The sequence below is a fragment of the Nocardia sp. NBC_00403 genome (assembly GCF_036046055.1).
GTDB lineage: Bacteria > Actinomycetota > Actinomycetes > Mycobacteriales > Mycobacteriaceae > Nocardia.
The window spans coordinates 3994785-4007930 of sequence record NZ_CP107939.1; the positions used below are offsets into that span (position 1 = coordinate 3994785).

Here is a 13146-nt window from a genome sequence, read left to right on the forward strand (position 1 = left end):
GCGCGGCGGTCGCGGTGTGGGCAGCGGCCGGCTCACGGTGCGCATTCCGTTACTCGCCGCGGCGGGCTGTAGGGTCTGGAACTCGTGGTGGAAAGTAGCGCCCCCGCCCGGCGGGACGTGTACAGGTGGGGTCTCATAACCGCACTCGGTGTGATTGCGGGATACGGTGCGGTGCTGTTGGCGAACGTCCGGCACTTCTACACCGACGACAGTGAGTCGCAATATGCGCCGTTGTGGGTAATGCTCGGCCGTCAGCTGCGTGACGGGCAGTTCCCCGCGATGGTCCCCGAGCACTGGATGGCGGGCAACTACACCATCGAGGAGGCGGGTCTGCTGAATCCGCCGCAGCTGCTGATCGATCTGATCGCGCCCTCGGTGGACAATGTTGCGGTTTACACCACGGTGATCAAGCTGATCTTCGCGATCGTTCTCGGGCTCGGCGTCTACCGGATCTGCGTGGAGTACGGCGCGAAGCTGCCGTGGGCCGCGGTTGCCGGCATCGCGATCCCCTTCACCGGGTGGCTGTTGTTCTTCGACGAGGCCAGCTGGTACACCGCATTCACCGGTACCGCGTGGCTGGTGCACGCCTGGGCTTCGGGTGTGCGCTATGCGCGCGGTCGCAGCGGGCCCATCCCGACCTTCGTCTTCCTGTACCTGGCGATCTCGGTGCAGTACATCTTTCCCGCCGTAGAGGCAGGTCTGATGATCGGTGCCGTGGCCGTCGGCGAGGTGGTTTACCAACGCAAGTGGCTGCCGTCGGTGCGACTGCTCGCGGTGGCGGGTGCCGCGGCGGTGGCCGGGGTGGCGACCTACCTGCCCAGCATGCTCTCGGCGAAGGTGACCTGGCGCGGGACCGCGCAGATCAATAACGACCAGTTCCTGACGGTGCCGTGGTCGGAGTCGCTCAATGCCAGTCTGCCCAGCACGCTGCCCGCGTACAGCTCCTGGTGGGGTTATGTGCAGCCGATGCCGGTGGTCTATATCGCCTGGTTCCTGATCCCGGCGCTGGCCTTCATCGACTGGCGCAAGGCGCGCGAGAACTGGCGTGAGTTCACCGCCATCGCGCTCGTCGCGATCATGGCGCTGATGTGGACCGCGGGCCCAGGCACCATCGGCCCGCTGCGCTGGCCTGCCAGGGTGCTGCCGATGCTGGCCCTCGGGCTGCTGGTGCTGGTGTGCGTGCTGCTCGGGCGCTATGCGACCTTCGCCGACCGGCGCAGACGAGGCATCGCGGCGGCCGTGCTGATCGGGGTGCTGTGGTTGCGGTCGTTCTCGGCGGCGCCGGACGAGGTGGTGTGGCATGTGGTCGCGGCCCTGGGCATCGCGGCCCTGGGAGCTGCAGTGGTGTGGCTCGGTGTGCGCCGCGGCGCGGCCGCGGCCTGTGTGCTGATCATCGTCTCGGTGTTCCCGATTGCGTTCCTCCAGGTGCACGCGGCGCAGCCGACGCCGATGAGTTGGAACCTGCCGCAGAATCGTTCCGAGATGAAGGCCGCCTTCCCCGATTTCGCGGGCACGACGCTGCAACTCGCGGACCGGGGACTGATCCGGCCGGCCGAACGGACCCTTCAGGGGGCGTATGGGTCGCTGGTCTTCGGCAACTACGCCAAGGACCTCGAGCTGACCTATGTCAGCGGCTACACCCCCAACGGCCACTTCTGGTTCGGCGAGATGCTCTGCATGCGATGGGACACCAGCGTCTGTCCCGACGCCTACCGTCGCGCTTTCGCCACCGAGCCGTCCACCGGCAAGACCATCGTCGACCTGATGAAGGTCGACCGGGTGGTGCTGCAGAAGGCGCTGTACCCGGATGCGCGCAACCAGCCCGCGCCGCCCGGCTGGCGGTGGGTCGACTACCCGGGGCACGAGAAGTACATCGCAGTGCTGGAGCGCGACAGCGGGCTGTTGTCCACCCGGAACGGCCGCGTCGCCGCGGTCACGGGCGGCACCGCGACCTCGGTCTCGGAATCGGATCCGACCAGTAGCGTGCGGGTGAGTTCGGAGCAGGGCGGACGAGTCGTGTTCGCCAGGCTCGGCTGGCCCGGCTACCGCGCGACGCTCAACGGTCGTGAGGTCCCGTTCACGGTGGTTGCAAAAACCTTTGTCGCCGTGGATATTCCGGCAGGAACCAAGAATGCGGACCTGGAGTTGACCTGGCGCCCGCCCGGCTGGAAGCTCGGCGTCGGCGCGGTGCTGCTCGGATTGCTCGGGGCAGGTGCGATGCAGTGGCTGTGGCTGCGTGCCCGACGTCGTGATGACGAGCCGGGTGGCGGCACATCGGTGCCGCTGAGTGCGGACCGCCCGGCGCCGGAACCCGACCTGGTCGGCGCGATCAAGTGAGCGCGGGGGAGGCCGGAGCCCACGCGGGGGCGACGGGAACCGAGGATCCCGGACCCCTGCTGCGCCTGGTGCGCAGGCAGGAGCTCGCCTTCGCGGTGGTCGGCGGCTTCAACACGGCATTGGGCATGACGCTGACGGTGGCCTGGCTTGCGGTGCTCGGCCCCGATGTACCGCCGTCGGTCGCGGTGGTCGCGGCCTACGGCATCAGCATCGTGATCGCGTTCGCGCTGCACCGCACTTTGGTGTTCCGGGTGCGCGGCCACGTCGTCCGCGATTTTCTACGCTTCGTCGCGGTGAATTCCGGTGGGCTGCTGCTGAATATCGTGCTGCTGGAACTGGCCGTCTCGGTGCTGGGTTTTCCCGACAAGCCCGCGGCGGTCGTCGTGATGGGGCTCGTCGCGATCGCGAGTTTCTTCGGCCATCGCTACATCTCGTTCCGCCGGGAACCGGCGGCATTGTCGCCGTCGACCGGTTCCGGTGCGGAGCAGTTGTAGGCGACGGGTAAGTTATCGATCATGCCGGAGGAAACCGCCTTGGACGCCACCCTGTTGAGCCTGCTGGCCTGCCCGCAGGACAAGGGTCCGCTGCTGTTGGTCCGCGATGACAAGGGCGCCACCGCGCTCTACAACCCGCGCCTGCGCCGGGCCTACCCCATCGAGAACGGCATTCCGGTGCTGCTCATCGACGAGGCACGCGACGTCACCGATGGCGAGCACACCGCGTTCACCGGTCAGCACGCCGACGCCTGACAGGCGCTGACCCGGTGGCACACCCTGCGGGGTTGCCACCGGACTCGTCGGTGCGCCGATTCCTCTCTGTCCCAGCGATATTCCGGTCGACGAATCGTTGACTTGCGGAATTACGGTGTGGCGGGATCGATTTCGCCGGTGAGGTAGCGCTGGAGGGTAGGGCCGACGGCGGCGACCAGCTCCGGGATGGGCATGGAGGCGACCGGCTCCACTTCCAGGATCTTGCGCGCGACGAGCACGCCGATCATCTGCGTGGCGACCAGCGCGACGCGGGCGCGGCCGTCGTCGTCCGGGGCTGCGATGCGCAAGCGGACTCGTTCGAGCACGATGTCGAGCACGAACGACCTTGCCAGCGAGATGTCGCTGCCGCCGAGCATGCTTCGCACCGCCGCGACCACCCCGGGACCGGCAGGGGAATCCCACACGCTCACCACCGCGTGCAGGATGGTCGCGCCGAGCTGATCCAGCGGCGCCCCTTCGATGATGTGCAGCGTGGCCTCCGGGTCTACCGGCAGCTCGACCACCGCGGCGAAGAGTTGCTGCTTGGTCCCGAAATAGTGGTGCACGAGCGCCGGATCGACCCCGGCGTCGGTGGCCACGGCACGGATCGAGGTCTTGTCGAAACCGACCTCGGCGAACCGGGCCCGAGCCGAGGTCAGGATCGCCTCGCGAGCGCCGGACTGTCCGGGCCTGCGCCCGGTGCGGGTGGCGCGCTCGCCATTGCCTGCCGTAGTTCCGTTGCCGGCCGTCACACCATCGCCTTCTGTCGCCCCATCACCCGCTGCCACGCTATCGCGTGGCATTACGGGGTTCGCCGCCGTAGGGTGGCCGCGCCGAGGCACAGTGCCACCACAGCGAACCCGGCGACCACGGCCAGATCGCGCCACATCGCCGCGGTCGCCTCGGGATGGCTCGAAACCTCTTGCAGCGCATCGACCGCGTAGCTCAGCGGCATCACATTGCTGATCGCCTCCAACCAGCCGGGCAGTTGTGCGCGCGGAACGAGCAAGCCGCACAGGAAGATCTGCGGCGCGACCACCACCGGCATGAACTGCACCGCCTGGAATTCGGTGCGCGCGAAGGCGCTTGCCAACAAGCCGAGCGCGACCCCGCATACTGCGTCGACCATCGCGATCAGCACGACCCAGCCCGGGCTGCCCGCCGCGTTGAGGCCGAGCAGCCCGAAGGAGACCAGGCATGCCACTGCGGCCTGCGCGGCCGCGGCCACCGAGAACGCCGAGCCGTATCCGGCCAGCAGATCGATCTTCGACAGTGGCGTGGTGAGCAGGCGTTCCAGCGTGCCCGAGGTGCGTTCGCGCTGCATGGCGATGGCGGTGATCAGGAACATCACGATGAACGGCAGGATGCCGAGCATGCTCATGCCGACGCGGTCGAACAGCGGCACGGGATTGAGCGGGTTCTGCGGGGTGTCCTTGTAGATGAAGTACAGCAAGGTCATCAGCAGCGCGGGCACCACGAGAATCATGGCGACGGTGCGGTGGTCGTTGCGCAGTTGGCGCAGGATGCGGGAGGTCGTCGCGACATAGGGACGCAGGGTGGGCGTCCGGCGCGCGGTGAGATCCATGACGGCGCTCATGAGTTCTGTCCCATCGTGATCAAGGAGAGGAAGGCCTGTTCGAGGTTTTGTTCGTCGGTTCTGGCGCGCAGTTCGTCCGGGCTCAGTTGCGCGAGCAGTTTGCCTTCGCGCATCAGCAACAATTGGTCGCAGTGTTCGGCCTCGTCCATCACATGACTGGACACCAGCAGCGTCGTTCCGGCGGCGGCCAACTCGTGGAACTGCTTCCACAGATCCACCCGCAGTACAGGATCGAGGCCGACGGTTGGTTCGTCCATGACGAGCATGTCGGGCTGGGCGACCAGCGCGCAGGCCAGTGAGGCGCGGGTCTGCTGGCCGCCGGAGAGTTCGTCGCCACGCTGGTGTGCGTTTTCGAGCAACCCGACCACTGTGATGGCCGTATCGACGGCGTCGCGGTCGCGGCCGTACAGCGCGGCGAAGTACGTCACATTCTCGCGGACACTGATGTCCGAGTAGATGCTCGGCGCCTGTGTCACGTAGCCGATCCGGTGGCGGAGTTCTCTGCTGCCCGCGGGCAACCCCAGCGCCGAGATTTCTCCGGATTCCACGATCTGCGTGCCCACGATGCTGCGCATGAGTGTGGTCTTGCCGCAGCCGGACGGCCCGAGCAGTCCGGTGATCGAACCCTGCGGAATCGTCAGTGAGACATCGTGCAGAACTTCGCGGCCGCCGCGGTTGACCGTCAGGTTCTTGACATCTACGGCGGGGGATGAGTGCAGGTCCATCATGGGACGCCTCAATTCATCGAGTGTTGAATTCACTGTGTGATGAATTTAGCGCGACGGGGACGTCTGGACAAGAGGTAGCGGCTGGTCGTGCGCACAGCCCGGCATGTCGCCACGTGTGTCGAGCCTTGCCTCGATGGATCCCGGGTTGGGTGCGTGCCTCGGTCAGTGGCCGTGATGCGATGGCGGCCTGCCTGCGGATTGTCCTGGCTCGACCACGACAAACTGGCCCATCATGCCCTGGTCCTCATGCCACAGCAGATGGCAGTGATACATGTACGGCGAGTTCGGATCGGCGGGTCCGTCGAACCGCATGGCGAGTTTCGCGGTGGCGTTGGGCGGCAGGAAGACGGTGTCCTTCGGTCCGGTCAGCGCTGCCGATGGCGGCGTGCCGTTCAGCTCCAGCACTCGGTACTGCACATCGTGGACGTGGAAGTTGTGCGGCATCCCGTCGTTGTTGTGCACGATCCAGTTCTCGGTAGTGCCTCGTGTGACGGTCAGGTCGATCCGGTCCATCGCCATCTTCTGGCCGTTGATCCCGCTCAGGTTCAGCTCGAAGCGACGTTCCTGCACCGAATCGGTACCGTCCGGGGTGGACGGATGTGCCAGTGTCGCGGGCAGTTCGGGCGAGGGGCGCAGTGCTGCGGCCGCGCGCAGCTCGAGTATGTCGAACGAGTCGTCGCCGCCCGCGAACCTGCCGGTCCAGAAGTCGAGTCCGGCGTCGAGCTTGTTGCTGCGCAGTACCGTGCGCTCACCGGGACGGACCCGCACCACGATCTCGGCCCGCTCGCCCGGTGAGAGCTGCAGCCGGTCGAGCGTGGCGGGGCGTTCCAGCAGTCCGCCGTCGGTGGCGACGAGGGAGAACGAGCGGTTGTCGGCGAAGCCGAAGGTGTAGACACGTGCGGGGGAGGCGTTGAGCAATCGGAGCCGGACCAGCTCGTCGCCGACATTGCGGTACGGCGTCAGGGTGCCGTTGACCATCGTCTGGTCGCCGAGGAACCCGACGTCACGGAAGATGGCGTGTCCCGAATCGAGCGCGGCCCCACGGAACTTCACGTCCTGCACAATGACCGGCAGATCGTCGATGCCGTAATTGCTCGGCAGCGGAAGCGATTCGGAGATCTCGTCGTCGAGCAGGAACATCCCCGCCAGTCCGCGCCGCACGTGCTGCTCGGTCACGCCGTGTGGGTGCGGGTGGTACCAGAGCGTCGCGGCGGGCTGATCGATCGTCCACTGCGGCGTCCATGTCGCTCCCGCCGCCACCATCTGATGCGGGCCACCGTCCATCGACGCGGGCAGATGCATGCCATGCCAGTGCACGGTGGAGGCTTCGGGTAGCGAATTGCGGACTCGGACCTCGACCTTTTCGCCACGCTTCGCCCGCAACGTCGGGCCGAGGTAGTCGCCGTTGAATCCCCACGTGTCCGTTGTCTGCCCGGCCCGGAATTCCTTTCGCCCCGAACGCATATCGAGCTCGAACACCCGGGTGCCGTCCGTCCGCAGCTGCGATTGCGCCAGCGGCGGAACAGCGAGCTCGTTCTCGAATTTCGTGCTGTCGACCGTGGAGACGACCGCGTTGACATACACCCAGGTGACGCCGCCGCCCACCGCGAGCACGAATACCGTCGCGAATGCGACAACGCCGATGAGCAACCGTCGCCACCAGCGCGGTCGAGGAACCGAAGACATGCACCGACAGTAGGAATCCGGACCGTCCGGACACATCGGGGAGCATCCCGATTTCACCCCTGACCCGGCCCCTGATACGTACTACTCACCGATTGTCGATGTCTGCCACACCCGCGCGGGCTGGTGTGCTCGAATTCTTTGGTGTCCGAGGCATTCTCGGCGCAGATCACCGTGCCGGTGCGCAGGCACACGCCCGCTTCGATCCACTCCCGCCGCGCCTGGTCCGGGCGGCGCGTGATCATCGAACGCGGAGAATTGGTCGATGATCGTCTGTTCACCCATCACCGAGCCGCGGCGCATCTGTATCTCGTCGCGCGGCAACCGGAAATGGTTGATCCGCAGACTAATTCGTCGCGAGTCAGTCGTCGGCGAGTTCGGCGGTCGCGTCGCGCCCTGCCTCGGCGGTGCGACGCAGAAAGTCCGCGATCACCTCCAGTTGGGCGTCGCTGTACCGCTCGCAGAGGTCGTCCATGCGGGTGTTCATGCCGGCGAGCATGCGATAGATCTCCGGATTGCGGTCGCGGGTCGCGCGTACGGTGACGGCGCGGCGATCGGTCGCGCCGGGGTCGCGTTCGCGAGTGATCCAGCCGCCGCGCTGCAGTCGATCGAGTACGCCGGTGATGGTTGCCGGGTGCAGGCCGGCGAGCTTGGCCAGCGCGCCGGGGCTGAGCGGGCCGTGCCGGTTGATGAGGTCGAGGCAATTCCAGTCGGCGTCCTTGAGTTCGACCCTGGCTCCGAACTGGCGATTCAGTAGCGACAGTTGGATGTTCAGGTCGCGAAGCGACTCTTTGACTGCGCGCGCCGACTGTCGATGCCGCCGCGCATCTGCATTTGATACGTCACTCATATTGTATGACCTTCAAAATAGATGATATGATTCTCATATGATACGGCGCTCGGATGAACGAGCGCCAGAGGCGTGCCGAATATCTGCAGAAGGAAATCCACCATGCGCATCATCGTTTTCGGAGCCAACGGCCCCACCGGCCGGCTGCTGACCGGCCAGGCCCTCGACGCTGGCCACGACGTCGTCGCCGTCACGCGGCGGCCGGCCGAATTCCCGATCGCCCACGAGCGGCTTGCCGTTTTCGGGGGCGATGTCCACCAATTGGATTCGGTCGACACGGCCATCGCGGGCGCCGACGCCGTGGTTTCCACGCTCGGCGTGCCCTATGGCAAAGGGGCGATCACCACCTACTCCACCGGGGTCGGCAACATCGTGGCCGCCATGCACCGCCACGGCGTGCGTCGCATCGGTGTGGTTTCGTCCAGTGCGGTCGACCCGAAGCCCTACTCGGATGCCGGGTTCCTTTTCAACCGAGTGCTACAGCCCTACATCGTGCGGGTCATGGGCAAGACCCTCTATGACGACATGCGACGAATGGAAACGCTGCTGCGGGCCAGCGATCTCGAGTGGACGATCGTGCGTCCCGGCGGGCTGTACGAACTGCCCGCCGTCACGGATTACACGATGGTCGAGGGGCATGTCGACAGTCGCTATACCGCGCGCATCGATCTGGCAGCGAGTCTGCTCCGGCTGGTCGGCGACGACCGATTCGTGCGCAAAATCGTCGGGGTCGTCACGACAACCGATAACCCGAGCCTGCTGCAATTGATCCGCAAGGAGGCGCTCGGCAAGAGCTGATGCGGGGCGTGGGGACCGGTCGTCCGCGGCGCGAGTTGCTGGCCTACTCCGTGTTCGAGCTGGTCGCAGCCGTTTTCTGGCCGGTTTCGGCATAGTGGCGTGGATCACAAAGGGTGCTTGTCACGTTCCGCGGCCGTTGTTTGTCCCATGGTCGTCACCAACCAACGAACCCGAACCGGTGACATGGACCATGGGAGAAGCGCCATGAACACGCAGCGGATCGTCATCCTCGGCGCCGGCTACACCGGCATGCTCGCCGCCGTGCGGCTGGCCCGGCGGACACGCAAACTCGACACCAAGATCACCGTTGTCAACCCGTCCGCCCGGTTCACCGAGCGGCTGCGGATGCACCAGATCGCGGCGGGCCAGGAATTGGCCGACCACCGGATCCCGGTCCTGCTGGCGGGCACCGGCGTCGAATTCGTCCAGGGCTGGGCCACTTCCATCGACACGGTCGGACAGCGGGTCATCGTCGACGGCGCCGCGGCCCTGCACTACGACACCCTCGTCTACGCCCTCGGCAGCAGCACCGATACCACCATCGTGCCCGGCGCCGCCGACCGCGCCTGGACCCTGAACGATCCCCGCGCCGCGCACCGTTTCTCCGAACACCTCGCGGCAGCCGAAGCCGACGGCGGCACCGTCGCGGTCTGTGGCGGCGGCCTGACCGGCATCGAGGCCGCGGCCGAAATCGCCGAGAACCACCGGAGGTTGAAGGTCACACTGATCAGCAGCACCGAGCCCGGCGCGATGATGGGCGAGCAGGCCCGCGCCTACCTGAACAAGGCGCTGGACCGTCTCGGTGTCGCACGCGAGATCGGCAATGCCGTCACCAAGGTGCTGCCGGACGCGGTCGAGCTGGCCAACGGCGAACTGGTTCCCGCAGATCTGACGCTGTGGACCACCGGCGTCCGCGTGTCTCCACTGGCCGCCCAGGCGGGCATCGAAACCGACGCGCGCGGTCTGATCGTGGTCGACCCGACCCTACGGTCGGTGTCGCACCCGAATATTCGCGCCATCGGCGATGCTGCCGCGGTGCGCCAGGCCTGGGGCCAGGTCCACGGCACCTGCCAGTCCGGCATGCCGACCGCCGCATACACCGCCGACACCATCGCGCGGGCGCTGCGCGGCAAGAAGGTCGAGCCGTTCCGTTTCGGCTACTTCCATCAGCCGGTCAGCCTGGGACGCAAGGACGCGGTCATCCAGTTCGCCAAGGCCGACGACACTGCAGGCCGGTTCTACCTGACCGGTCGTGCCGCGGTGATCTACAAGGAGGCCGTCAGCAGCAGCCCGGTACCGACCTTCAAGATGAGCAAGAAGATGACGATGTCGGTGCAGCTGTCCAAGGGCGGCGAAGCCACCCGTGCGACAGCATGACGCCACGCATACCGCCCGCCGCACACCCTATGGCGGGCGGTAGGTTCACCTGACTTGTACGGCCTGAATACTCGGGGAGGTGGAACCGTCGATGGTCGACCGAACACCGGCACAGGATCCCTTCATCGAACATCGGCGGCTGCTGTTCGCCACCGCCTACCGGATGCTGGGCACCGTCACCGATGCGGAGGACATCCTCCAGGACACCTGGTTGAAGTGGAACGACACCGATCAGTCGACCGTTCAGCATCCCAAGTCCTATCTGGTCCGCACGGTCACCAACCTATCGTTGAACCGGCTGACCTCTGCCAAGGCCACCCGCGAAACCTACGTCGGCCCTTGGCTTCCCGAGCCGCTGCTGACCTCGCCGAATGTCGCGGAGGAGACCGAGTTGGCCGACACCGTCTCCACCGCGATGCTGGTGGTGCTGGAAACCTTGAGCCCGGTCGAACGGGCGGTCTTCCTGCTGCGTGAGGTCTTCGGCTACTCGCACGCCGAAATCGCCGACACCCTCGACAAGCCCGAGACCACGGTCCGTCAGATCGCGCACCGGGCCAGGGCTCACGTGCAGTCCCGTCGTCCGCGGTTCGACACCGACAAGGCCGAGCGGGCGCACATCACCGACCAATTCATGGCCGCGTGCTCGGGCGGCGACCTCAATGCGCTGATGGATCTGTTGGCCCCCGATGTGACCGCGTGGTCCGACGGCGGTGGCGTGGTGACCGCGGCGCGGCGTCCACTGCACGGCCCCGACCATGTGGCCCGCTGGATCCTGGGCGTGCTGGCCAAACCGGTCGCGGCCGGTTTCGCCCTCGAATCCGCCGACATCAACGGCGAACTCGGTGCGCTCGCCCTCATCGGTGGAAACCCCGGCGCCGCCTTCACCTACGACATCGTCGACGGGCGGATCCAGAACCTCCGCTTCCAGGTCAATCCGCACAAGCTCGCGGGGTTGTACATGGGGACCGACACCCTCGGCTGAGGTACGGACGGCGGAAAACCGCCAGTCGCCTTACGATCTTGCGGTGACCAGCGAGACCACCGATACGAACGTGGAGGGGGGACAAGTCCGGGCTTCGACGCTGGAGCTCTTCTTCGACCTCGTCTTCGTCTTCACCATCACCCAATTGACCCACGTGTACACCCATCACCCCGGCTGGCAGGCGCTGGCTCAGGTAGCACTGCTGTTCGGTGTCATCTGGTGGATGTACAGCGGCTACGTCTGGCTCACCAACGAAGTGGCGCCGAGCAGCTCGTCCCGGCGGACCTGGCTATTGCTCGGAATGTTCGGGTTCTTCGTGCTCGCGCTGGCGATCCCGGATGCCTTCCATGGCACCGGCATCGCGTTCGGCCTCGGCTACGTCCTGGTCAATACCGTGCACACGGCGATGTTCTATTCGAGCGGCGGCGCCTCCGCGACGATCGCCATCAAGCGGATCGCGCCGCTGAACGCACTTGCTGCCGGGCTGGTGCTGGCCGGCGGTTTCGTGCACGACTGGGCCCAATACCTGTGCTGGGGAATGGCTTTCGCGGTCCAGGTACTCAGCCCTTACCTGGTCGACACCGGCAACTTCGTGGTCAGGGCAAGTCACTTCTGCGAGCGGCACGGTCTGGTCGTCATCGTTGCCATCGGTGAGTCCGTCGTTGCCATCGGCGCCGGACTGGCGGGAGAGAAACTGACCGTCGCGCTGGTCGCGAATGTCGCGCTCGGCCTGGCGCTGGCCTATGTGCTGTGGTGGGCGTACTTCGGCATCGATGACGAGCGCGGCGAACACGCGCTCGGAGAGGTACCCGACCGGCAGCGCTCCACCGTTGCCGTCCTCGCGTACGGCTACGCGCTCTATCCGCTGTTGATCGGCATCATCGTGACCGCTGCGGGTATCAAGATGAGCATCGCGCACGGCAACGAGGTCGCCTCCGTCGCCACCGCGGCCGCGCTCTCCGGTGGTGTCGCCCTCTACTTCCTCGGGCAGTTCTTCTTCCGCCGCGCCCTACGTCTGCCGCGCTCGTGGTATCGCCTCGTCGCCGCTGCGGCGGTCGCGGCGACGATCCCGATCGGCGTCGCGTGGGTGGCATGGGCCCAGCTCGCCGCGCTCGTCGGCGTCGCCTACATCGCCGTGATCGCCGACGATCTGATCACCCTGCGCACCGGCCAGCACAGCGCTTACCTCTAGCCGGCGCACCCGAGTTCGTCCGGGCGAAGCACGATCGCCGTTGTTGTGGTGGTCGGATGCGGGGTCGCGGGCTGATCGGACCGACCCGGTTCGGGACAATGGCCGCTGTGTGTGCCGATGAACTCGCTGTGGAACCGCCCGCCGCCGCGCGCCGATTGCTCGGCGCCACCCTCTGGTCGGGGCCGGTCGGGGTGCGGATCGTCGAGGTGGAGGCATACGGCGGAGATCCGACCGGGCCGTGGCCGGACCTCGCATCACATTCCGGGCGCGGGCGGACCAAGCGCAATGCGGTGATGTTCGGGCCGGCCGGGGTGCTGTACGTCTATCTCAGCTACGGCATGCACACCTGCGTCAATGTGACGAGTGGGCCGGACGGGACCGCGAGCGCAGTGCTGATCCGATCGGGCGAAGTAGTGGCCGGGCTGCAGACAGCACGCGCGCGCCGAACGACCGCACGTAGCGATGTCGACCTGGCGAAGGGACCGGGCAATCTCGGTAGCACGCTCGGAATCACGTTGGGCGACTACGGAACTCCACTGTTCGACCCGTCCTCGCCGATCCGGCTGGAACTGGCCGGCGCACTGAGCGCAGCCGAGATCGCCAGCGGGCCACGCGTCGGCGTCAGGATGGCGGCCGAACAGGCGTGGCGATTCTGGCTGCCTGCCTCGACTGCTGTTTCGGTGTACCGCCGCAGCCCACGCGCACCGCGGATCGAGACGGGCTCCGGACCTGGACCGCATCGATGACCGGCGGGTCCTGACCCATCATGTCCGCGCCATCTGCACACCTTCAGCCAGGCATAAAATCAGGTACTGGCGAATTTTGGCGGCAGCGATGAGTTTCTGTGGTGGCC

13 protein-coding genes are annotated in these 13146 nt (G+C 66.6%); 8 read left to right on the plus strand and 5 right to left on the minus strand.

The genetic code is table 11. The features are described from left to right. Window positions 1-117: 117 nt before the first annotated feature. From OHQ90_RS17650 to OHQ90_RS17660, 3 genes are read left to right on the plus strand one after another with little or no spacing between them, the layout of a single operon-like run. A complete protein-coding gene (locus OHQ90_RS17650) occupies window positions 118-2337 on the plus strand; it encodes a hypothetical protein (RefSeq protein WP_442941477.1) in 2220 nt (739 codons plus the stop codon). Continuing rightward, window positions 2334-2831, plus strand: coding sequence for a GtrA family protein (locus OHQ90_RS17655; RefSeq protein ID WP_328411857.1), 498 nt, complete (start codon window positions 2334-2336; stop codon window positions 2829-2831). Before OHQ90_RS17650 ends, OHQ90_RS17655 begins: the two co-directional genes overlap by 4 nt. Before the next feature lie 21 nt (window positions 2832-2852). Then, window positions 2853-3086, plus strand: a complete 234-nt coding sequence (locus tag OHQ90_RS17660) for a Trm112 family protein (protein ID WP_328411859.1) — start codon at window positions 2853-2855, stop codon at window positions 3084-3086. Between the two features lie 110 nt (window positions 3087-3196). Here OHQ90_RS17660 and OHQ90_RS17665 read toward each other — a convergent pair whose 3' ends face one another. The 5 genes from OHQ90_RS17665 to OHQ90_RS17685 all read right to left on the minus strand — a co-directional run bounded on the left by OHQ90_RS17665 (window position 3197) and on the right by OHQ90_RS17685 (window position 7944). Then, window positions 3197-3838 carry a TetR/AcrR family transcriptional regulator gene (locus tag OHQ90_RS17665; RefSeq protein ID WP_328411860.1) on the minus strand — a complete coding sequence of 214 codons (642 nt, stop codon included), beginning with the start codon at window positions 3836-3838 and terminating at the stop codon, window positions 3197-3199. Window positions 3839-3888: 50 nt separating this feature from the next. Then, window positions 3889-4683 carry an ABC transporter permease gene (locus tag OHQ90_RS17670; protein ID WP_328411862.1) on the minus strand — a complete coding sequence of 265 codons (795 nt, stop codon included), beginning with the start codon at window positions 4681-4683 and terminating at the stop codon, window positions 3889-3891. Further along, the gene (locus OHQ90_RS17675) at window positions 4680-5411 is read right to left on the minus strand and encodes an ABC transporter ATP-binding protein (protein WP_328411864.1); all 732 of its coding nucleotides are present in this window, start codon (window positions 5409-5411) and stop codon (window positions 4680-4682) included. Before OHQ90_RS17675 ends, OHQ90_RS17670 begins: the two co-directional genes overlap by 4 nt. A gap of 162 nt (window positions 5412-5573) precedes the next feature. Then, window positions 5574-7097, minus strand: a complete 1524-nt coding sequence (locus OHQ90_RS17680; RefSeq protein ID WP_328411866.1) for a multicopper oxidase family protein — start codon at window positions 7095-7097, stop codon at window positions 5574-5576. Between the two features lie 358 nt (window positions 7098-7455). Continuing rightward, window positions 7456-7944: a MarR family winged helix-turn-helix transcriptional regulator gene (locus OHQ90_RS17685; protein ID WP_328411868.1), complete on the minus strand. Its 489-nt coding sequence runs from the start codon at window positions 7942-7944 to the stop codon at window positions 7456-7458. 102 nt (window positions 7945-8046) lie between these two features. Here OHQ90_RS17685 and OHQ90_RS17690 point away from each other — a divergent pair, with 102 nt between their 5' ends. The 5 genes from OHQ90_RS17690 (at window position 8047) to OHQ90_RS17710 (ending at window position 13039) form a co-directional block, all read left to right on the plus strand. Then, window positions 8047-8742: an NAD(P)-dependent oxidoreductase gene (locus tag OHQ90_RS17690; RefSeq protein ID WP_328411870.1), complete on the plus strand. Its 696-nt coding sequence runs from the start codon at window positions 8047-8049 to the stop codon at window positions 8740-8742. Window positions 8743-8946: 204 nt separating this feature from the next. Beyond that, window positions 8947-10119 (plus strand): NAD(P)/FAD-dependent oxidoreductase, encoded by a 1173-nt coding sequence (locus OHQ90_RS17695; protein ID WP_328411872.1) that lies wholly within the window; start codon window positions 8947-8949, stop codon window positions 10117-10119. A 91-nt stretch (window positions 10120-10210) separates the two neighbouring features. Then, window positions 10211-11101 (plus strand): RNA polymerase sigma-70 factor, encoded by an 891-nt coding sequence (locus OHQ90_RS17700; protein ID WP_328411874.1) that lies wholly within the window; start codon window positions 10211-10213, stop codon window positions 11099-11101. A gap of 43 nt (window positions 11102-11144) precedes the next feature. Then, window positions 11145-12293, plus strand: a complete 1149-nt coding sequence (locus tag OHQ90_RS17705; RefSeq protein ID WP_328411876.1) for a low temperature requirement protein A — start codon at window positions 11145-11147, stop codon at window positions 12291-12293. A 98-nt stretch (window positions 12294-12391) separates the two neighbouring features. Continuing rightward, complete coding sequence (locus OHQ90_RS17710; RefSeq protein WP_328411878.1) at window positions 12392-13039, plus strand: DNA-3-methyladenine glycosylase; 648 nt, start codon at window positions 12392-12394, stop codon at window positions 13037-13039. The last annotated feature ends 107 nt before the right edge of the window (window positions 13040-13146 follow it).